The organism is Paenibacillus hubeiensis, assembly GCF_032334105.1.
GTDB lineage: Bacteria > Bacillota > Bacilli > Paenibacillales > Paenibacillaceae > Paenibacillus > Paenibacillus hubeiensis.
On sequence record NZ_JAVYAE020000009.1, the window covers coordinates 70,708 to 91,907 of the forward strand.

Annotated in this window: 16 protein-coding genes; all 16 read right to left on the minus strand. The window is 52.8% G+C overall.

Going from position 1 to position 21,200, the window contains the following annotated elements; all coding sequences use genetic code 11:
* Window positions 1–100: 100 nt before the first annotated feature.
* The 16 genes from ftsZ to RSX24_RS21195 all read right to left on the minus strand — a co-directional run bounded on the left by ftsZ (window position 101) and on the right by RSX24_RS21195 (window position 21,199).
* The gene (gene ftsZ / locus RSX24_RS21120; protein ID WP_236416617.1) at window positions 101–1,213 is read right to left on the minus strand and encodes a cell division protein FtsZ; all 1,113 of its coding nucleotides are present in this window, start codon (window positions 1,211–1,213) and stop codon (window positions 101–103) included.
* A gap of 148 nt (window positions 1,214–1,361) precedes the next feature.
* Entirely contained in the window at window positions 1,362–2,639 is a 1,278-nt protein-coding gene (gene ftsA, locus RSX24_RS21125; protein WP_236416618.1) for a cell division protein FtsA, read from the minus strand.
* Between the two features lie 290 nt (window positions 2,640–2,929).
* Window positions 2,930–3,697 carry a cell division protein FtsQ/DivIB gene (locus RSX24_RS21130; RefSeq protein ID WP_236416619.1) on the minus strand — a complete coding sequence of 256 codons (768 nt, stop codon included), beginning with the start codon at window positions 3,695–3,697 and terminating at the stop codon, window positions 2,930–2,932.
* 59 nt (window positions 3,698–3,756) lie between these two features.
* Window positions 3,757–5,040 carry a UDP-N-acetylglucosamine 1-carboxyvinyltransferase gene (gene murA, locus RSX24_RS21135; RefSeq protein ID WP_236416620.1) on the minus strand — a complete coding sequence of 428 codons (1,284 nt, stop codon included), beginning with the start codon at window positions 5,038–5,040 and terminating at the stop codon, window positions 3,757–3,759.
* Between the two features lie 628 nt (window positions 5,041–5,668).
* A complete protein-coding gene (gene murG / locus RSX24_RS21140) occupies window positions 5,669–6,778 on the minus strand; it encodes an undecaprenyldiphospho-muramoylpentapeptide beta-N-acetylglucosaminyltransferase (RefSeq protein WP_343261709.1) in 1,110 nt (369 codons plus the stop codon).
* Window positions 6,779–6,785: 7 nt separating this feature from the next.
* Window positions 6,786–7,883 (minus strand): stage V sporulation protein E, encoded by a 1,098-nt coding sequence (spoVE, locus tag RSX24_RS21145; RefSeq protein ID WP_236416622.1) that lies wholly within the window; start codon window positions 7,881–7,883, stop codon window positions 6,786–6,788.
* Between the two features lie 48 nt (window positions 7,884–7,931).
* On the minus strand, window positions 7,932–9,353 hold the full coding sequence (gene murD, locus RSX24_RS21150) for a UDP-N-acetylmuramoyl-L-alanine--D-glutamate ligase (RefSeq protein ID WP_236416624.1): 1,422 nt from the start codon (window positions 9,351–9,353) through the stop codon (window positions 7,932–7,934).
* 3 nt (window positions 9,354–9,356) lie between these two features.
* The gene (mraY, locus tag RSX24_RS21155) at window positions 9,357–10,325 is read right to left on the minus strand and encodes a phospho-N-acetylmuramoyl-pentapeptide-transferase (RefSeq protein WP_236416625.1); all 969 of its coding nucleotides are present in this window, start codon (window positions 10,323–10,325) and stop codon (window positions 9,357–9,359) included.
* A gap of 12 nt (window positions 10,326–10,337) precedes the next feature.
* Window positions 10,338–11,750 (minus strand): UDP-N-acetylmuramoyl-tripeptide--D-alanyl-D-alanine ligase, encoded by a 1,413-nt coding sequence (locus RSX24_RS21160; protein ID WP_343261787.1) that lies wholly within the window; start codon window positions 11,748–11,750, stop codon window positions 10,338–10,340.
* Window positions 11,750–13,237 carry a UDP-N-acetylmuramoyl-L-alanyl-D-glutamate--2,6-diaminopimelate ligase gene (locus RSX24_RS21165; RefSeq protein ID WP_343261710.1) on the minus strand — a complete coding sequence of 496 codons (1,488 nt, stop codon included), beginning with the start codon at window positions 13,235–13,237 and terminating at the stop codon, window positions 11,750–11,752. Before RSX24_RS21165 ends, RSX24_RS21160 begins: the two co-directional genes overlap by 1 nt.
* 131 nt (window positions 13,238–13,368) lie before the next feature.
* On the minus strand, window positions 13,369–15,333 hold the full coding sequence (locus tag RSX24_RS21170; protein WP_343261711.1) for a stage V sporulation protein D: 1,965 nt from the start codon (window positions 15,331–15,333) through the stop codon (window positions 13,369–13,371).
* A 93-nt stretch (window positions 15,334–15,426) separates the two neighbouring features.
* Window positions 15,427–17,757: a penicillin-binding transpeptidase domain-containing protein gene (locus tag RSX24_RS21175; protein WP_343261712.1), complete on the minus strand. Its 2,331-nt coding sequence runs from the start codon at window positions 17,755–17,757 to the stop codon at window positions 15,427–15,429.
* A gap of 16 nt (window positions 17,758–17,773) precedes the next feature.
* Complete coding sequence (locus RSX24_RS21180) at window positions 17,774–18,199, minus strand: FtsB/FtsL family cell division protein (RefSeq protein WP_236416632.1); 426 nt, start codon at window positions 18,197–18,199, stop codon at window positions 17,774–17,776.
* Window positions 18,200–18,225: 26 nt separating this feature from the next.
* Window positions 18,226–19,176 (minus strand): 16S rRNA (cytosine(1402)-N(4))-methyltransferase RsmH, encoded by a 951-nt coding sequence (rsmH, locus tag RSX24_RS21185; RefSeq protein WP_236416633.1) that lies wholly within the window; start codon window positions 19,174–19,176, stop codon window positions 18,226–18,228.
* A gap of 17 nt (window positions 19,177–19,193) precedes the next feature.
* The gene (gene mraZ, locus RSX24_RS21190; protein ID WP_236416634.1) at window positions 19,194–19,631 is read right to left on the minus strand and encodes a division/cell wall cluster transcriptional repressor MraZ; all 438 of its coding nucleotides are present in this window, start codon (window positions 19,629–19,631) and stop codon (window positions 19,194–19,196) included.
* 302 nt (window positions 19,632–19,933) lie between these two features.
* Complete coding sequence (locus RSX24_RS21195; RefSeq protein ID WP_236416635.1) at window positions 19,934–21,199, minus strand: adenosylhomocysteinase; 1,266 nt, start codon at window positions 21,197–21,199, stop codon at window positions 19,934–19,936.
* Between the last annotated feature and the right edge of the window lies 1 nt (window position 21,200).

Here is a 21,200-nt window from a genome sequence, read left to right on the forward strand (position 1 = left end):
AGGAGAAGGTGACTTGAAGTTCAGTCATGCTGATATTGTGAACGGCAAAGAACCCGGTTTCTCCATCAGGAGACCGGGTTCTGTCGCTTTCCATGAACGATCAATCGTTATTGTTATTACGCGTACGATTGCGCAAAAATGTCGGAATGTCCAGTTGATCGGCACTTGGCTGATTCCCAAACGGACGCAGGTTCGGAGAACGATTCTCCGCCGGTTCGCTCGTTGGCGTTGGTTTGCGGCCTGGAGGCGGTGATACCGGATTGTCTTCAAAACCGGTTGCAATGACAACGACTTTGATTTCCTCTTTCATGTTTTCGTCAATGATCGCACCAAAGATCATGTTCACTTCAGGGTCCGAAGCCGAAGTAACAATTTCCGCTGCTTCGTTCACTTCATACAGGGAAAGATTGATTCCGCCCGTAATGTTCATGATTACGCCGCGTGCGCCTTCAATCGAAGTTTCAAGCAATGGGCTCATGATCGCCTTACGTGCAGCTTCAGCCGCGCGGTTCTCTCCTGTTGCTTCGCCGATCCCCATCAGGGCCGATCCGCGTTCCGTCATGATCGTTTTGACGTCCGCGAAGTCAAGGTTGATCAATCCTGGAACAGCAATCAGGTCAGAAATGCCCTGAACGGCTTGACGAAGCACGTTATCCGCTTGACGGAACGCTTCGAGCATCGGCGTTTTTTTGTCGACGATTTCAAGCAAACGATCGTTCGGAATAACGATCAGCGTATCGACCTTTTCCTTAAGAGCTTCAATGCCTTGCTCCGCATGGCTGGAACGTTTCCGTCCTTCGAACGTAAATGGTCGGGTCACTACGCCTACCGTAAGGGCCCCGCATTCCTTGGCGATTTCGGCAATGACCGGTGCCGCGCCTGTTCCTGTACCTCCGCCCATTCCGGCAGTTACAAAGACCATGTCCGCACCTTTCAAGGTGTTCATGATCAGATCGCGGGATTCCTCGGCAGCTTTTTTACCTACCTCCGGGTTGGCACCGGCACCAAGACCTCGCGTCAACTTGTCGCCAATCTGCAATTTATGTTCGGATTTCGCCAAGTGCAACGCCTGCGCATCCGTATTCACCGTAATGAATTCTACGCCTTGCACTCCATTTTCGATCATCCGGTTGACAGCATTGCTTCCGCCGCCGCCCACACCGATAACCTTTATTTGAGCCAAGCTCTCCATCTCGAAATCAAATTCCAACATATTATTCCATCTCCCCCTCAATGTGCATGGATGGCCCGTCCAATTGGTATTGAACCGAATCAATTTCATATATCGACGAACGAAAGCGTTTCTGTGAATTTACCAGCGCATTCAGACGGCTTAAAGAGTATGAAATGGATTCAACCTGTTATATAAATTCGCTGAACATGTTCTTCAGCCGTTCGATGAAGCCCGGTTTTTGTTCAGCTTCCGGAGCTGCGCTCGGCTTTGCGCGGTTGGCCGGCTTCTTGCTGCCCGTGCTGCTGCCGCCACCGCTGCTGCTCACAGACGGACGAACGCGCAAGCTGCGGATCACATTATGCAATATGCCCACACCGCTAGTATATCCGGGGTCGCGGACACCGATATAATCCGGAACCGCGATTCGAACCGATGCAGCCAGTTCATGCTGAGCTACCTGCAGCACTCCAGGCATGGATACGGTTCCTCCCGTTAATATATAACCTCCGGGAAGTTCCATGTAACCAAGGCGTTTCACTTCCTGAGCGATCATCTGGAAAATTTCTTGAACCCTTGGCTCAATAATTGCGGCAAGATCCTCCTGCGAAAACTCCTTGTCCACATTGCTGCCAATGCGGGTTACCTTGAACATAACGTCGGCGGCAGCATCATCCAGCCAAGCACAACCGTATTTCAACTTGACCTTTTCAGCCTGATCCGTCAACGTGCGAAGCCCATAGGCGATATCATTGGTTACAAACTCGCCGCCAATCGGAAGCGTTGAAGTAGCCACGAGGCTATCTTCCTCGAAAACGGCAATCGTTGTTGCCCCTGCGCCAATGTCAACAAGCACGGAACCCATCGATTTCTCATCTTTGGACAATGCTAACTGACCTGCGCCCAGAGACATCAGCACGAGGTCGCTTACCTTCAGGCCCGCTTTCTCCACACAGCGCAAAAGATTATGTATCGCGGTTTTTGCCCCCGTAATAATCGTTGCCTCAACTTCAAGGCGAACGCCAATCATACCGCGCGGGTCCTGTATGCCCTCCAGACCATCTACGATATACTGCTTCGCCACAACATCGATAATTTCACGCTCTGGCGGGACCGCAATGACTTCGGCTGCTTTCAACACCCGTTCCATGTCTTCTTCCCCGATTTCACGATCTTCGTTCGAAACGGCCACGACACCGTGGCTGCTCATCAACCCAATATGATTTCCCGAGATTCCAACATATACTTCGGATATTTGAATACCTACCATACGCTCCGCATGTTCCACCGCATTGCGGATCGATTGCACCGTCTGGTCGATATCTACGATTACACCTTTGCGAATTCCCTCCGAGTCGGCAGATCCAACTCCAATAATATTAAAGGTTCCATTATTAATTTCCCCAATAATAGCGCGAATTTTGGATGTACCGATGTCCAAACTAACAATGATGTCATTGTTGCTCAAGTCTCTGGCACCTCCTGACTCCAATAATAGATTACGAACGTATAAACACTCTTAAAACATATTCAACACACTTTAGGCTTTCCCTCTTTTTTCTACAATTTTTTTGGATGCCAACATCTGGGTGTCAATACATAAAACCTTGAAGAAAAAAGAAGGAGGCTATTCCAGTGCCATAAGCTAAAGTGTATCATTTTTTCCCCTTCACAGAAAGCACAACTTTCACAAACCGGACCAGTCTGAAACGGCATTCCGTCAGGCTTTGCACATCTAATCAGGAGAGCTTCGTTTCGTTATTGACCCGCTCCTGGTTCGGCATTTTCATCCGGGTCTTCCGCAATGAAAGGCACGTATGTGTCCGCCTCCAGCATCGTGATTTTCCCTGGCCGTTCGGTCTCGATCACCTGGTTCAAATACTCCACTTTGTCCGCAAGCATGGAAACCGTCGTAACCACTTCGAATTGCGTTTTGGTATACATCCGAATCTGGTCGGGAAAAGATGGCGTCGGATTCGGAATGATTTCCGAAATATCCGTGGTCAACTCATTCGGAATTTTCGATAACACTTCGCTGAGTTCCGCTTTGAGCGGATCATCGGCTTTCCACTGCGTGAGGATCGGCTTCTCAACGGCTACCCCGGTGTTTGCAGGTACGGCAAGGCTTGTCCCGCTGGCCAGAATGGCCTTCAGCGCACCGCTCGCATCAAGTTCATACGCAACTGTCGGGTACTCCTGGACCTTGATATGAATGGTGCCCGGAAACTGCTTGTCCACCGTCGCTCCTTGTATGGCCTTGTTCGCTTTCAGCCTCTGGACCACTTCCCCGGAACTTGTCCCAAAAAACTGGTCGCCGACCTTCAATCCGGTTTGCTCAAGAAGCTCCGAGGTCGAAGTGTATACATTTCCCGTAATTTCAATCGCCGAAATCCGGCTAACGGAAGAACGAAAAAAAAGAACGGCAAGAAGGACTACGAATAATAGCAATAACACAAAAACAAGCTTACGGCTCGTATTTCGTTTAGGCCGGTTCGTTTTCAGAACCGGAATTTGACTTTTTGGCATAGATCGCGCTCCACAAAGCCTCGAGTCCCCTCCCCTATAAGAAGGGGACTCAAAGGACGTTAATTGGCAAAATCCAGCTGTTTCGAGACCGGAGACTGTCGTTCAACCGTAGCCCCCAGACTCTGGAACAGCTTCTCAATCCGATCATATCCTCGATCGATATGATGAACCTGCTCCACAACCGTCTTCCCTTGCGCAGCCAATCCGGCAATGACAAGTGCCGCTCCGGCGCGCAGATCGGTTGCTTCCACGGTAGCCCCATAAAGCCTAGGTACCCCGCGGATGAAAGCCGCGTTCAAATCCACGGAAATGTCGGCTCCCATCACATTCAACTCATCAACATGTTTGAAGCGGCCCTCGAACACCGTTTCCCTCATTACACTAAACCCATCCGCCAAGCTAAGCAGGACCATGATCTGGGACTGCAGATCTGTAGGAAACGAAGGATACGGCGAAGTCACGATGCGGTCCACTGATTTTGGACGGCTCATGCTGCTCACCGTCATTATATCATTGCAGACCGTGATTTGAACACCAACGCGCTTGAGCACATGAATAAGCGAAGTAAGGTGCGCCGGGTTGCAGTGCGTAAGCGTCACATTGCCACGGGTCGCTGCGGCTGCGATCATCACCGTGCCTGCAACGATTCGATCCGGGATAATTTCATATGTGCATGGCTCCAGCTTCTCCACGCCGTTAATGGTAATCGTATCGGTTCCCGCACCGATAATGCGTGCCCCCATGGCATTGAGGAAATGCTGCAAATCTTGAATTTCGGGCTCTCGCGCCGCATTGTAGATCGTCGTAGTACCTTCTGCCAACACTGCGGCCATCATGATGTTTTCGGTGGCTCCTACACTGGGAAAATCAAGCTGAATATCCGTACCCACCAGTTTCTGTGCTTGACAGACGATTTGCTGATCCAGTTCTTCAATCGAAGCCCCCAATGCTTCAAGGCCTCTGAGATGAAGGTCAATCTTCCGCTCTCCTATGGCACAGCCGCCTGGCTGGTACACGGAGACTTGCCCAAACTTGGCCAATAATGGCCCCATCAAGAAGATGGATGAGCGCATCTGCTTCATCAGGTCCTCAGGCACGTCGAATGACTGAATGGACGATGTGTCAATGGTCACGATCTCCTGTTCATGCCGACATGTGCATCCAAGCCGCTCCAGGATATACAGCATCACTTGAATGTCCAGCAAGTGCGGAACGTTGTGCAGGGTTACTTTGCCGTCTGCCAACAAACTTGCGGCCATAATCGGTAAAGCGGCATTTTTTGCTCCATGGATGCGTATGGTTCCTGAGAGGGGTTTCCCGCCTTCAATCACCAATTTGTCCAATGTATCACCTCCGGGGTTTACCGCTCACCCGCTGCGAAAACTTCCGAAACAAGTTCAATGCCGGTTTGAGATGATGTATTGCTCCGAATTTGCTGTATCAGGGTGATAACGTCCTATGCCGTTGCATGGCCGGGAATTGCACTTGGAAACATAATGTACCGTCTCCCACGCCCCAGCTTCTATTCAAGCGGTATGAAATATCCGTGACACATCCGATCCATGGGCACCTGCATTCATTTCACGACATCCCCCGACAGTTCCGGGAGCTGCAGTCGAACCCAGATCCTCCATTTCCCTTCGGCTCCCCCAAGGAATCTGCCATCTGTGCAACAGGCCGAACGGGATTGAACATTTGCTCACTGTTCCCCGGTAGGACCGGCGCACCCGCAGGATCCGCCGATGTTCCATATGGTGCCAGTTGCAAGCGTTTCGTTTTCAAGGACCGTGTCCGCATGATGCCGGATGGGGCTCCAAACTCATGCAGACCATCACCCTTGTTTCGAAACCGATCGGAGAACCAGCTTCTTTTCCCGCAGGCTGTGCTGCCGCGCCATAGAACGATTGTCACGATTTATAGGGTATCTTATGTAAGTCCCTGCCAGTGTGTGACAATCGCCCATAAAGCACTTTACCGATGCACCGCAAGTCTTCGAATTTCGTCTACCAGCACTTCGGCTGCATCCGGTTTGCCGAGCGAAAGGGAGGATGCCGCCATGCGTTTGCGGGCTTCCTCGTTGTTCATGATGCCCTCGATGGCCTCATAAAGCGCCTTGCCGGACAAATCCTTCTCAAGCATGGTCACCGAAGCTCCGCCTCGTTCCAGCATGCGGGCATTGGCTTCCTGATGATTGTTCGTCACGTTCGGAGACGGAATCAGGATGGAAGGTATGCCGAGCGAAGTAATCTCGGCCAGAAACGATGCGCCTGCCCGATTGACGATCAGCGAAGTGCACGCCAGCACTTCCGGCATGTTGTGTACGTATGGCAATACATGCAAATGATTCGGCATCGTGCCAAGCGTGCTGCGAATGGCTTCCCGCGTTTCATCAAAGTACGATTCGCCGGTGACGTACACGACGTGCACATCCTTCAACCGCTCCAGCATCGGAGCCATGTCGACCATTGCCTGATTGATCGCCTTGGCTCCGCGGCTGCCTCCCACAACAAGGACAACCCTGCTGTCCATCGGTACGCCCAACGTGGCAAATCCCCGGTCACGGCTGGCCTTGGCCACGGTCGTTGCCCGGGGATTTCCGGTGTAAACGACCCGCTTGGCCCCCGGAAAAGCCTTGTCCGCGCCTTCAAAGCTGACCGCCACCGTATCCACGTAGCGGGTCAGGAACTTGTTGGTCAGACCCGGAATGGCGTTCTGCTCGTGAATGACGCTCGGAATGCCCAATTTGGCTGCGGCATAAACGACCGGTCCGCACACATATCCGCCTGTGCCGATCACCACGTCGGGTTTGAACTCCTTCAGCATTTTTTTGGATTTCCTGACGCCTTGAAGGAAGCGCATCACGGTTTTCAGATTGTCCATGGACAATTTACGACGGAAGCCCGTAATGTCAATGGACTGAAACGGGATATTCTCCTGGGGTACCAGTTTGCTCTCCAAGCCTCTGGTACCGCCGATATATAAAAATTCCGAGTCCGGATTTTCCGCCTCGATCTGCCTAGCAATGGCCACGGCCGGATAGATATGACCTCCGGTTCCGCCGCCGCTTAATACGACTCGCATCGTATGTTCACCTCGCATAACGGGATAAATTCAATAAAATGCCGAGAGCTGTCAGCATGAGGGTTAAAGAAGAACCGCCGTAACTGATCAGTGGAAGCGTAATGCCCGTGACCGGCATTAAACCGATCACCACGCCGATGTTGATGATGACCTGAACAGCAACCATGCCGACAATGCCGACGCCGAGCAGGCTGCCGAAAGCATCGGGAATCGTCATCGCGACGCGCATGCCCCGCCAAATCAGCACAAGGAACAGGAGCAGCACAATCATTCCACCGATGAATCCAAGCTCTTCGGCCAAAATGGAAAAAATAAAATCAGTCTGCGGTTCCGGGACGTAACTGTACTTCTGCCGGCTCATCCCGAGTCCCAGACCTGCCAACCCGCCAGGGCCAATCGCATAAAGGGATTGAATGATCTGATATCCTGCACCTAACGGGTCTGACCATGGGTCAAGAAATGCCGTAATTCGTTTCAGCCGATAGGGGGCTGCAGCGATCAATGCCACAAAACCGGCCACGCCGCCAAGGGCTAAGAGCAGCAAATGTTTCATTCTTGCTCCGGCAGTGAACACGATCAACATGGAGGCTCCCATCATGACGGTGCCTGTCCCCAAATCAGGCTGCAGCATGATAATCCCAAAAGCGAGTCCCATCAATCCGAGGGGCGGAAGCAATCCTGTCGTAAAGGTTTTGAGTTTGCCCGTATCCTTACCGAGCCAGTGCGCCAAAAACAAAATCATGCCCAGCTTCATGAACTCCGACGGCTGGATGCCGAACGAGCCGATGCCCAGCCAGCTCCTGGCTCCGCCGCGAACAACGCCGATCCCGGGAATCAACACCGCAATCAGCATCACGAAACAGGCAATCAATATCGGCTTGGCATACTTCCTCCACACACGATAGTCCACGTTAGCCGTAACAAACATCGCCGCGAGTCCAAGTCCCGCAAACAGCAGCTGTCGTTTGACAAAGTAAAAGGAATCGCCATAATCATGGAATGCAAGTACCGATCCCGCACTATAAACCATAATAATGCCGATGGCAAGCAAAGCCAAAATACAAATCAGGAGCCAGATGTCCGGCGCCGGTCGCGTCTGTTTCATCAGGAGGCCACCCCTTGCATCGAAGTAGGGGCTTTTCCACCCCCCTACTTACAAGTTATGCACCGCCTCTTTAAAAATGCGTCCCCGCTCTTCGTAAGAAGCAAACATGTCCCAGCTGGCGCAAGAAGGCGACAGAAGAACCACATCGCCCGGAGCCGCAAGCTTCTTCGCTTCCTGTACTGCAGCGGTTAGCGTCAGGGCGGCATCCTCCTCATTATCGACGACCTTGATTTCCTTTAACCCGGCCAGTTCCGCAACCCGGGCAATCTTCTCCCGTGTCTCGCCAAGGGCCACCACCGCTTTGACCTTTTCCTGAAATAAAGGCAGCAGTTCCATCATGTCCGACCCGCGGTCCAATCCACCGGCGATCAGCACGACGGGTTGTTTGAAAGAGCCCAGCGCATTGACGGTAGCTTTGGAGTTGGTCGCTTTCGAATTGTTGTAATACGCGGCTCCTTGATGCTCCAGGACATACTCCAAACGGTGCTCGACACCCTTGAATTCGGACAGAGGTACGAGCAATGAAGACGGATCGGCCCCGGCAGACACCGCAATCGCGATGGCGGCCAGTGCATTCTCCACGTTGAACCGGCCAGGAAGGCCGATGTCGGACACGTCAATGATGACATGGTGATTGCCGCTGCCGTCAGCGTAGATCGCCTGGCGCTGAACATCATCCTCCTCACCGTCCACGTATGGCGGATCGGCGTAAACCCCGATGTCCAGCTTCTCCGTCACGGAGAAGGGAACCAATCTGCCCTTGATGTAGGGTACGAGGCCGCGGCATACGGGGTCATCCCAATTGAGCACCGCGGTATCCCCGGACTGCTGGTTGGCGAACAGCTTGGCTTTGGAGGCAACGTAATCGTCCATGTCTCCGTGGTAATCCAGATGGGTCTCGGCCACATTGAGCAGACACGCAATGCGCGGACGGAAATCCACCGTGCCTTTAAGCTGGAAGCTGCTCAGCTCAGCCACCATCCAATTGTCCTGATCGGCCTGTTCCGCCGCTTCGCAGAGCGGTGTACCGATATTTCCAGCCACAATCGGTTTCAGGCCGGCATGCTCCAGCATTTTTCCAACCCATGTCGTTGTCGTTGTTTTGCCGTTGGAGCCCGTAATTCCGATGATCGGTGCCTCGCAGAGATGGTAAGCAACCTCGACTTCGGTAACGACCTCAATCCCAAGCTCGAGCGCTTTCTGGACAGGGGGTGCCTGGTACGGGATTCCCGGATTTTTGACCACAAGCTGAACATCCTCGTTAATGAGGTTATCGGGATGTCCCCCGCATACAACAGAAATTCCCAAAGCCTCCAATTCGGATGCTTCGGGACACTGTTCCCTCTCCTTTTTGTCATTGACCGTCACTTTGGCGCCGGCGCGTTCCAGTACCTTGGCGACCTGCACGCCGCTTTTGGCCAGTCCGAGCACGACAACCCGTTTTTCGCGATATTCATCAGGATGCTTCATGTTTTACAACCCCTTGTTGAGATAAAGTCCGACAGCTGCCAATATCGCGCCAACAGCCCAGAAGGTAATGACGACGCGCCATTCCGACCAGCCGCTCAGTTCGAAGTGATGGTGGATGGGACTCATTTTGAATACGCGCTTGCCCCGGGTTTTGAACGAGATGACCTGGATGACGACGGACAAAATCTCGATGACAAACACGCCGCCGATAATGACGAACAACAGCTCCGTCTTCGTGACGATGGCAACCGCTCCTATCGCTCCGCCAATGCCCAGCGATCCGGTATCACCCATGAATACTTTGGCGGGATGGGCATTGTAAACGAGGAAGCCCAGCACAGCCCCGATCATAGCCGCGGCACATACGGCTGCCGGCATGGAAGTCGCCTGCATCGCCACAATGGCAAATGCGCCGAAAGCAATGGCACTTACGCCGGATAGCAGACCGTCCAAGCCATCGGTAAAGTTCACGGCGTTGGTAATGGCCAGCATCATGATTACGACAAATGGATAGTAGAACCATCCCGTCCAGTCGAAAGATACCGAAGTGCCCGGAATCGATATGGCGGTGCTATGCCCGTTTTGAATTAGCAGGTAACACATGATCGCGCTGAATAACAGCTGCCCGAACATCTTCTGCCCCGGCGTCAGGCCCAGCGAGCGCTTGAACACGATTTTGATGTAATCATCCAAAAATCCGATGAGTCCAAAGCCAAGCGTAGCTACGAGCAGAACGTAAAAATCCGTATTTTTGACAGCCGAAAATTTCAGGAAAGCCAGCGTGAACGCCAGAATGATCACAACCCCGCCCATTGTCGGCGTTCCGCTTTTCTTCAGATGGCTCTGCGGGCCATCTTCCCGTACCTGCTGGCCGAATTTCATCCGTCTCAGCAGTGGAATCAAGAGCGGTGCGGCAATCACCGCCAAAATGAATGAAACGCCGATTGTTAACAGTAATACTTGAAAATCCATGGGTTCACCCCTCTAGTCTACTCGGTTCTGTAATGGTGCTGTTTTCAGTGCTTCGACCACGTCCTCAAGCTTCATGCCCCGTGAGGCCTTGAACAAGACAACGTCTCTGGGATGGAGTTTCTCTAGCAGGTAACGGGTCATTTCTTCTTTGTTGTCAAAAGCATGCACCGCTTCGGGCGGCATGTTTTCCCTGGCCCCTTCCGCAATGTGGGCGGACAACGGCCCGTATGCAAGCACCAGGTCCAATTTCTCCGGCGAAATATACTTGCCTATATCATAATGAAGCTGCTGCTCTTGAGGCCCAAGCTCCAGCATGTCGCCAAGCACGGCGACCTTGGATTTGTATCCATTCAGGCCTTCAATGACATCCAGCGCTGCTTTCATGGAGGTCGGGCTTGCATTGTAAGCATCGTTCAGCATGGTGAGTCCGCTGGCGCCTTGAACGATCTCAATCCGCATGCCTGTAAGCTTCAGCCCGGACAATCCCTGCGCAATGCGGTCGGCAGGCACTCCGAAATGGCGAGCGACCGCCAGGGCAGCCATACAGTTCACGACATTATGCGTGCCGAGCAGCGGCAAGCTCAGCGCGGCCTCGCCGGATTGTTTGCTCGTGAAAACAACCCCGCCGGGCGCATTCATGATGCCTGTCGCATAATCGTCATTGTCCGGCTGAAGACCAAATGTAAACTGGTTCAAGCCTGCCGGTTTGATCGTCGTTTCCTCTGCAAGCACTTGCGTGATTAGCGGCTCATCCCCGTTTCGAATCAGCAAGCCGCCAGGTTTCATGCCAGCCACGATCTCCACTTTGGCCCTGGCAATCTCCAGCCTGGAACCGAGCTGCAGAAGATGGGATTCGCCGATGTTCGTAATAATCGCAACGTCGGGGCGGGCAATGCGGGACAATGTCTCGATCTCCCCTCGTCCGCTCATGCCCATTTCCAAAATAATAATCTCGGTGTCCGGCTCCATCGCAAGCACGGTGAGCGGCAGACCGATATGATTGTTAAAGTTGCCTTGCGTTTTGTGCACCTTGAACGTGGTGGACAGAAGCGCGTCGACGATGTCCTTTGTCGTTGTTTTGCCGTTGCTGCCCGTAATGCCGACCACCGAGGCTTTGCTTTCGGCCAAATAAGCCGACGCAAGCGCCTGGAGCGCCTCAAGGGTATCGTCGACGACGATGACGGCTCCCTGCGGCGGTTCGCCATGGTCTTTTTGCCATAGTGTACCGGCAGCGCCGTTCTCCATACAGGCTTGCGCAAATTCATGTCCGTCAAATCTGTCGCCGACAAGCGGAATGAACAAACTTCCTTCAGCCCGCTTACGCGAATCCGTATAAACGCCTTGGGCAGCCATATTGGCATATGCAGCAGGGGCGACTAAAGTGCCTCCGCACATTTCGGCCAGTTGTGCCATAGTTCTCTTTATCAATTGGATTTTCCCCTTATCGCTTCTTTGGCAATGATCCGGTCATCAAAATCGGTTTTGGTCGTGCCGATAATCTGATAGTTTTCATGCCCTTTGCCCGCAATCAATACTACATCGGCAGGGCTTGCCTTTTCAATAGCCTCATGAATCGCCTGACGGCGATCAACGATCATGATATACCGGTCGGTCGGAACGGATTCTTCGATGAGTCCCTGCTCGATGTCTTTAAGAATGAGCTCCGGATCTTCCGTGCGAGGGTTATCTGAGGTAACAAACACAAGATCGCTGTATTTTGCCGCAATTTTCCCCATGAGCGGACGTTTCGTCCGATCGCGGTCTCCCCCGCAGCCGAACACGGTAATTACGCGGCCTTCAGCGAACTCCTTCACGGTGCGAAGCACGTTTTCAAGTCCGTCCGGCGTATGCGCATAATCCACGATCACCGCAAACGGCTGGCCTTCGTCGACGGCTTCCACGCGGCCGTCCACACCAGGAACCGTCTCCAGGCTGCGCTTGATCTCTTCCAAGGGTACGTTCTCCACAAGCGCTGCAGCTATGGCCGCCATGGCGTTGTAAACGTTGAATTTGCCCACCATGCGCAAACGGATATCCGTGCTGCCCGCAAAGGTGTCCACATGGAACGACGTGCCTTGCGCCGTTATTTTGATCTCGGAGGCTCGGACGTCCGCGTCCTCTCCCATGCCATATGTAATGACTTCGGCCGCCGTTACCGATTTGAAATAGTCCGCAGCGGCGTCGTCCGCATTGATGACCGCGTATTTGCGGCGGGAATCATCCGCGCTGAATTCGTTGCCCAGGCGGGCAAAGAACAGTCCTTTGGCGGAACGGTACTCTTCCATGGAGTGGTGGTAGTCCAGATGATCCTGCGTCAGGTTGGTGAATACGGCCGTGCGGAAGTCGGTTCCTTTTACGCGGCCTTGTTCCAGTGCATGAGAAGACACTTCCATCACGCAGCAGGTCGTCCCCGTCTGCACCATGTCATGCAGGCTGCGCTGCAGATCCAGCGCTTCCGGCGTAGTGCCGGACATCGGGTATGTGCGACCGTCATAACGCATCTGGATGGTGCCGATCAGTCCTGTCTTTTGTCCGTAATCGCTCATGATCTTTTCGATCAGATAAGTGGTCGTCGTTTTGCCGTTCGTTCCGGTTACCCCGATCATGTTCATCTTGCGGCTTGGGGACCCGAAAAAGAAATCGGCCAGCACGGCCATGGCGAAACGGCTGTCCTTGACGAGCAGCTGCGGAACCGGCAGATTCAGCTCGCGTTCCACGACAAGTGCGACCGCACCCGCGTTCACGGCTTTTTCCGCATAATCATGACCGTCGACCGTATGTCCCGGCAGACAGATAAACAGATCGCCCGGCTTGACCTGACGGGAATCTGTCTGCAGGTTTTGACATTCTGTATGAGGCTCGCCGATGAGGCGAGCGGTTTTCAGTTTTGCTGCAAATTGGTTTAAAAGCACATGAATAACCTCACTTCTCCAAATTAATCTGCTCTAACATGATGTCTTTATTATACTAATATCGTCAATAAGGCCATTTAATGAAACGCAGTTCGGCGAATTTTGTTGCGGTTGAGGAGAAGGAGCACGCGTTACGACGTGCCTCCCTCCTCCTCGGCATGCTGATGTGCATCCTTCAACACATCGCTCATGTAAATCCGGATCGTTGAACCTTGCTCTACCCGGGACCCGGGCTTCGGCGCCTGATTAATGACATACTTTCCGCTGCCGGACTTCGCCAGCATAAAGTTCATGTTCAAATCCTCGTAAAGATCCTCCGCCGTTGCCCCCGTCAGATCGGGTACGGTAACGATTTTCGTTTCTCCGTACTTGTATTCCTTTGCCACCTGGTCCTTGCGAGGAGCGACGTTCATGTAATGCAGCGCGTCCTCCAGAATGTTCTGCACGATCGGCGCAGCAACCACGCCCCCGAACTGAATGCCTTTGGGATTGTCCACCGCCGTGTAAACAACGATTTGAGGATCGTCGGCAGGGGCGAATCCGATAAAGGATACGATATGCTCGCTTGTTGAATAACGTCCGTTTACGACCTTTTGGGCCGTTCCCGTTTTGCCGCCGACCCGGTAACCGTCAATGAACGCCGGTCTTCCCGTGCCCTTGGCAACCACGCTCTCCAGCGCTTCGCGCACCTGCTTCGACGTGCTCTCCGAAATCACCTGCCGCACCAGTTGGGGTTTCGATTCCTCGATGACTTCGCCTGTATCCGGATGAACCCACGCTTTGGTCACATAAGGCTTGTATAACTTGCCGCCATTGATGGCGGCCGACACGGCGGCCACTTGCTGGATCGGCGTTACCGAGACGCCTTGGCCAAACGCCGTCGTGGCCAATTCGACAGGGCCTACCCGCGATAGCTTGAACAAAATTCCGTTTTCTTCCCCGCTGAGATCGATGCCGGTTTTGCTGCCGAACCCGAAATTTTTGATGTACGAGAACAAGGATTCTTTCCCAAGCTTCTGGCCAAGGGCCACAAAACCCGGGTTGCAGGAGTTTTCGACGACTTGAAGGAATGTCTGGCTTCCGTGGCCACCCTTTTTCCAGCAGCGAAGCCGGGCTCCGCCGACCTCGACATAACCTGGATCATAGAATTGGTCCTGCTGCAAATTGACCTTTTTCTCTTCCAACGCTGCCGCGAGTGTAATAATCTTGAAGGTCGATCCCGGCTCGTAAGTCATCCAGATCGGAAGATTGCGATTGTAGATCTCGGATGCATATTGCTGATAGTTAGCCGGCTCGTAACCCGGACGGCTCGCCATCGCAAGCACCTCGCCCGTTTTTGGATTCATCGCGATGGCCAGCGCCGAATTGGCCTGGAATTTAACCATCGCCTGGTCCAATTCGCGCTCCATGATGGATTGAATCGAGTGATCAATCGTCAGTTTCAGGTCCAATCCGTCCTTGGGCTCCACATACTTCTCGGATGAACCCGGCATCAGCCTGCCGGCCGCATCGGACAAGTAGGAAACGCTCCCGTTCAGCCCATTGAGTTTGTCATCATACTTCTTCTCGACCCCGGTCAATCCCTGATTATCAATCCCGGTAAAGCCAAGAATATGCGCCGCCAAATCGTCATATGGGTAAAAGCGTTTGTTATCCTCCGCAACGACGATGCCCGGAAGCTTCAAATCACGGATGCGTTGTGCTTTCTCCATCGTAATTTTGCGGCCGCCGGGCTGTAGTCGTACGATCATATCTCTCTTCGTGATAGTTGCCAGCACCTTTTCTTCCGTCATGCCCAGCAAAGGGGCCAGCGCCTTGGCCGTTGTCTCGGGTTCCTTGACTTGCACAGGGATGGCCATAATCGTCGGCGTGGTGACATTGTATGCAAGCGCAGTACCATTCCGGTCCAGAATTTCCCCTCGTTTGGCCGTGTACGGGATGTTGCGCCGCCATGACTCTTCCGCCTTTTCCGCGAGTTCCGGCCCTTGTCCCAATTGTACATATGCAAGCCTGATTACCAAGGCCGAAAACAACACTACCAAAATGAGCAATGCCCACAGCAACCTGCGCCGCAGCTGAATGCTTGTGCCTTTCAATAGAAGTTCCCCCCAGTCGTCCCAAAATCATGATCTGCGTTCCATTCATGAATATTCGGGACAACCGGGGGTTAGAACGGGCTGTCCATATCGTTATGGCAGCGAGGTATCTGTGGACTGCGAATCGGACGCTGCATCTCCATTCTCGGTTTGAGACGAATCCGTCGTTTGCGTCTGCGTTTCCTTCTCTTGGTCCGCCTGCTCCGAATTGCTCGCGTCGTCGTTTTCGGACGATGTTGGCGTACCCGAAGATTCCGGTGCTTCGTCCTCGATCCCGGTGACTGCTGCTTTGGCCGATTGCAGCGTGAGCTGCACCGTTCGCTGTTCTCCTGCCACTTGCTCTTTCTGTTCAACGACATACCCTTCGCCTTTGACCGTAACGCCCACCTTCATGAGCGACAGCACTTCCATGGCGTCTCTGAGCGATTCTCCCGTCAGATCAGGTACTTTCATTTTGCTGCTCTCTTCGGTAAGCAGATAGACACGCTGTCCCGGATTCATCGAGGCGCCCGCAGCGGGGTACTGTCGAATCACGTTCTCTCCTTGGCCCAGCGTTACATAGGCGATGCCCGAATTGAGCAGTGTCGTTCTGGCTTGTTTCGCCGCTTTTCCTGTCAGATCAGGGGCTTTGGCTTGAACGACAGGAGCGTCGGTTTTCGATTTCGTTTTCGCCGTATCTTTCGGTACACCCATATACTGCAAAGTTTGGCTCACGATTTTTTTGAAAACAGGTGCTGCAGCGGCACCGCCGCCGATATTGGTCCCTTCAGGCTGGTCGATAACGACTAATACGGCGATTTTCGGATTATTGACAGGCGCAAATCCGATAAACGATACGACATCTTTGGATTTGCTATACTGCCCATTGATGACTTTTCTGGCCGTACCCGTCTTGCCTGCGACACGGTACCCTTCAATGTAGGCGTTTCGTCCGGTTCCGATAATCTGGTCTGCTACAACCTGTTCCAAATAACCGCTCACCAGTTTGGAAGACTCCGCTGAAATAACTTGGCGGACTTCCTTCGGTTTGATCACTTCGGAAGTGCCGTCATTCGGATTAATGATCTCTTTGACCAAATGTGGCTCCAGCAGCTTTCCTCCATTGGCTATAGCCGAGATGGCGGCCACTTGCTGGATTGGCGTTACTTGCACGAGGCCGTGTCCATACGCCGCGGCCGCGATTTCCGATTTGTACACGAGCGGTTTGATCGGTGATGCCGACTCATTGGGCAGGTCGATGCCTGTTTTGACGCCAAAACCGAAATTATCAATGTATTTCCGCAACCGATCGCCGCCGAGCATGCTGTAACCCAGATTGACGAAAGCGACGTTACTTGAACGTTTGACCCCTTCCAGGTATGAAATGCGCCCATAAGCGTGCCCATTGTCACTGATGGGATATCCGCCGATGACGATCCGTTTGGACTCAAAGGTCGCATTGGGATCGAACAGTTTTTCTTCCACGGCGCCCGCAAGCGTGACAATTTTGAACGTAGAACCCGGCTCGTAAATCGACTGGACGGCGTGATTAACAAAGTTTCTTTGATCCGAGGCATTCCAATACGTATTCGGATTAAAATCCGGCCAGTTGGCCATGCCCAGTATTTCCATCGTGTTCGGATCGGCTGCAATAACAGTCATGCTGAGCGGGTTATACTTTGCCACGGCCTCTTTCATCGCATCCTGAATGTAAAATTGGATCGTATCGTCAATGGTCAGTTTCAGGTTGTGCCCGTTTTGCGGAGGCTGGTAGTTCTCCTTCGAATTGGGAAGCTGCACGCCCTTTGCGTCCTTCTGATAATGCAAATACCCGTCGGTACCGGTAAGCTTGTCATCGTAAGAGACTTCAAGCCCGTTGACCGCTTTCCCTTCCAGGTTCATATAACCAAGCAAATGGGAAGCCAGATTTTCCTCGGGGTAGTATCGCTTGGATACCTGCGCCATGACGATTGCATTCTCTGCTTTGTAGTTCTCCTGCAGCTGTTTCCGCAAATCATTCACTTTGGCCGCAAGTTCGGGGCCGATCTTGAACCCTTCGCTCCGCACTTCACGCTGCTCGTAAAACTCGTCGCTGTTCGGCTTTTTCGCGGTCACCAAAGTGCGCATTTCACTTTCTTTTTTGCCCAAAATTTTGGACAGCTCGGTCGTTACCACATCTTCGATCCCGAGTTTATTGATCAATTTGGGATTGACGGAAACGATATAGGCAGGCGCATCGGTGGCCAGAACGTTGCCATTCCGGTCCATAATCGTGCCGCGGGATGCCTTTATGGTCTTCTCCCGGTCGATCAGCGAAGAGGCTTCAGCCTGCCATGTATCACCGTTCACCACTTGAATGAAAAAAATTCGAATGATCAGTACAAGAAAAAAGAGGGTTATACATCCCCCTATAAGCAGCGTTCGCATTTTAATTTTTTTAATCATCGGCACACCTCTTTATTTACTCTGCGGAATCCGACGACTTGCCTGCATCCGTGTCACTCGCCCTGCTCGTTGAACGAGGCACGTAAATAACGTCTTTGTCGGTAGCTTCGACATAGCCGAGTTTGCGCGCATTTTCGATGACCAGATTGTTAAGTCTCTCTTTTTCGACCTCCAGATCGGCGATCGTTTTTTCATTTTTTTTGATTTCCGAAGCAGCTGTTTGCGCTTGTCTGTTCAAATCGTAAATGTGCGCATATCGCCACATCAAAGCACCGCCTACAATGATGCAGACGAGCAGGGTCGCCATGTACAAAAGCTTCTCTCGACCGGGGATGCTTGAACGGCGCGTCACCACTTTGGTCGTTTCCTTGTAGCGCTGCTGTGACACGCGCTGTTCGGACGCCTTCTCCTTCACTGCCAGATTGCCACGTGTATATGCCATGCTGAAGCTCCTCCTTCGCTATTGGTTTACAATTTCTCGGCTACGCGCAGCTTGGCTGAACGAGCACGTGGATTATCGGCCAGTTCCGCTTCCGTTGGAACCAGAGGTTTGCGGTTGACCAAACGAAGTACGCCTTGGCCGCCGCACACGCACAACGGGAAATCCGGAGGGCATGTGCATTTCTCCAAATAACTGCTGAAAATTTGTTTGCATATCCGATCTTCAAGCGAATGGAAGGTGATGACAGATACACGTCCGCCAGGCGCCAGACAGCGAACAGCCTGGTGCAACGCTTCCTCGAAGGCTCCCAGCTCATCATTGACGGCAATCCGCAATGCCTGAAAACTGCGTTTGGCCGGATGGCCGCCTGTGCGGCGAGCCGCGGCGGGAATTCCTTCTTTGATCAATTCGACGAGCTCGCCCGTCGTTTCGATCGGAGACTGACTTCGCTTCTCCACGATAACCCTGGCGATCCGTCTTGAGAACTTTTCCTCGCCATAGGTGTACAAAATCCGGGCAATCTCCTCTTCGGGCCATTCATTGATGATCTCTTTGGCCGTCAGATACGCATCTTGGTCCATGCGCATATCGAGCGGAGCATCGTGGTTATAGCTGAACCCGCGCTCTCCCTCATCAAACTGCGGGGAAGATACCCCCAAATCGTACAAAATGCCGTCCACTTGCGGTACGCCGTCTTTCATGGGTACGTTCAAATCTTTCAGTACCTGCTCCAGATCACGGAAATTGGTTTTGACGAGCGTCACCCGCTCTCCGTATACGGCCAGTTTCTCGCGCGCATTGTCCAATGCCCAGTCGTCCTGGTCGAGCGCTATGAGTCGCCCTTCTGGACCCAGCTTGGATGCAATCACGGAACTATGCCCGGCACCGCCTAAAGTGCAGTCCACGTATATCCCGTCCTGCTTGATGTTTAATCCTTCTGTTGCTTCTTCTTTGAGTACGGTAATGTGGTGAAACAACCTGCACCCCTCCTGCTTCATAAATCAAAATTAAAATCGACCAGCTTCTCGGCGATGTCGTTGAATGCTTCTTCGGATTGATTGAAATAGTTCTCCCATATGCCTTTGCTCCAAATCTCCACCCGGTTTGACACGCCCAGAACCACGCAGTCCTTGTCCAGCTTGGCATACTCCCTGAGGTTGCCAGGCAAATTTACCCTGCCCTGTTTGTCCAATTCGCATTCGGTAGCCCCCGAGAAAAAAAACCGGGTAAACGCGCGCGCATCGGATTTCATCAAAGGCAGTGCCTTGAGCTTCTGTTCCATGATTCCCCATTCATCCATGGGATACACGAAAAGACACTGGTCTAACCCACGTGTGACAACGAAAGAAGGCCCTAAGGATTCGCGGAATTTGGCCGGGATAATGATCCGGCCCTTGTCATCAATGCTATGTTGGAATTCCCCCATAAACATTGGCCCACTCACTCCTCACCCATTCTCCCCACTTTGCCCCACTTTCCACCACCTAAGCATAATAGATTCGCAAAAAAAAATCAAAACCCTTCTTTCCTATCTTGATTTCCCCAAATATTCGTAATCATGAAAAAAAACATAAAAAACGCCCTTGATCCCGTACTCAGGACCAAAGGCGTTTCCCTGGCAGTGACTGTACGATGCCGTACATGCCACATCTACATCATTTTATACCTTTCGAACCAGATGTTCTGCAAGTAATTTCTGGTGTCTCGCGCCATGATCGATATCCCGACCCGGAATCAGAACTTCCAGCTGTCCAAATACTTCTCTTGCTCCGGCGACAAGGCGTCGATCGCGATGTCAAGGCTCTCCAGCTTGTAGCTGGCGACTTGGCGGTCAATTTCATAAGGCACGTTAACCACGTTTTTGCCCAAATCCGCATAATTCTCACTTACATAGCGCAGGCCAAGAGCTTGAAGCGCAAACGTTGTGTCCATGATTTCGGCCGGGTGTCCGTCCGCCGCGCCCAGGTTGACAAGGCGTCCTTCCGCCAGAAGGTACATTTTGCGTCCATCCTTGAAGCGGTACTCCTCGATGTTGCGGCGCACGGTACGAATCGAATCCGATCGCTTGGCAAGCTCTGGCTTGTTTACTTCCACGTCAAAGTGGCCTGCGTTGCTAAGAATGGCTCCGTCTTTCATGACATCGTAATGCTCGCCTGTAATAACGTCTTTGTTGCCCGTTACCGCGATGAAGAAATCGCCAAGCTTGGCAGCTTCCAGCATAGGCATGACCCGGAACCCGTCCATATGCGCTTCCACGGCCTTGATGGGATCAATCTCGGTGACGATGACGTTCGCGCCCAGTCCTTTGGCACGCATGGCCACGCCTTTGCCGCACCAGCCATACCCCGCAACAACGACCGTTTTTCCCGCAACAACCAGGTTGGTCGTACGGATGATTCCGTCAAATGCAGACTGTCCCGTACCGTACCGGTTATCGAACAAGTATTTGCAATAGGCGTCATTCACCGCAACCATCGGAAATTTCAGTTCGCCTTCTTTCGCCAACGCTTTCAGGCGAATAATGCCCGTTGTCGTTTCCTCTGCCCCGCCGCGAATCGTTGCGGCCAGGTCTGGCCGTTCGGATGCGAGAATGGTAGCAAAATCGCCGCCATCGTCGATAATCAGGTCCGGCTTGGCTTCAAGCGCACGAATCTGCAGTGCTTTGAATTCCTCCGCGCCCGGATTGTGCTTTGCATAAACGGTCACTCCGTCCTCAACGAGTGCGGCGCACACATCATCCTGTGTCGACAGCGGATTGCTGTGGGTGATGGTGACTTCCGCTCCCCCCGCTTGAATGACCTTGGCCAAATACGCCGTTTTGGCTTCAAGGTGAAGACAGATGGATACCTTAAGTCCCTTGAAAGGAAGATCCTGTTCAAACTGACGGCGAATGCGATTCAACACCGGCATGTGCGCTTCTACCCAATCGATTTTAAGATGACCTTCCGGCGCAAGCGCCATATCAGCAACAATGCTGTTCTGCAAAGCAGGTGTAGTCATA

What these genes read in the sequence shown, in the direction of transcription:
- RSX24_RS21195 (WP_236416635.1), bottom strand. Translation starts at nt 21,199, where the DNA reads ATGACTACACCTGCTTTGCAGAACAGCATTGTTGCTGATATGGCGCTT.
- RSX24_RS21175 (WP_343261712.1), bottom strand. Translation starts at nt 17,757, where the DNA reads ATGATTAAAAAAATTAAAATGCGAACGCTGCTTATAGGGGGATGTATA.
- spoVE (WP_236416622.1), bottom strand. Translation starts at nt 7,883, where the DNA reads ATGAAACAGACGCGACCGGCGCCGGACATCTGGCTCCTGATTTGTATT.
- ftsZ (WP_236416617.1), bottom strand. Translation starts at nt 1,213, where the DNA reads ATGTTGGAATTTGATTTCGAGATGGAGAGCTTGGCTCAAATAAAGGTT.
- mraZ (WP_236416634.1), bottom strand. Translation starts at nt 19,631, where the DNA reads ATGTTTATGGGGGAATTCCAACATAGCATTGATGACAAGGGCCGGATC.
- murD (WP_236416624.1), bottom strand. Translation starts at nt 9,353, where the DNA reads ATGAAGCATCCTGATGAATATCGCGAAAAACGGGTTGTCGTGCTCGGA.
- RSX24_RS21130 (WP_236416619.1), bottom strand. Translation starts at nt 3,697, where the DNA reads ATGCCAAAAAGTCAAATTCCGGTTCTGAAAACGAACCGGCCTAAACGA.
- RSX24_RS21180 (WP_236416632.1), bottom strand. Translation starts at nt 18,199, where the DNA reads ATGGCATATACACGTGGCAATCTGGCAGTGAAGGAGAAGGCGTCCGAA.
- murG (WP_343261709.1), bottom strand. Translation starts at nt 6,778, where the DNA reads ATGCGAGTCGTATTAAGCGGCGGCGGAACCGGAGGTCATATCTATCCG.
- mraY (WP_236416625.1), bottom strand. Translation starts at nt 10,325, where the DNA reads ATGGATTTTCAAGTATTACTGTTAACAATCGGCGTTTCATTCATTTTG.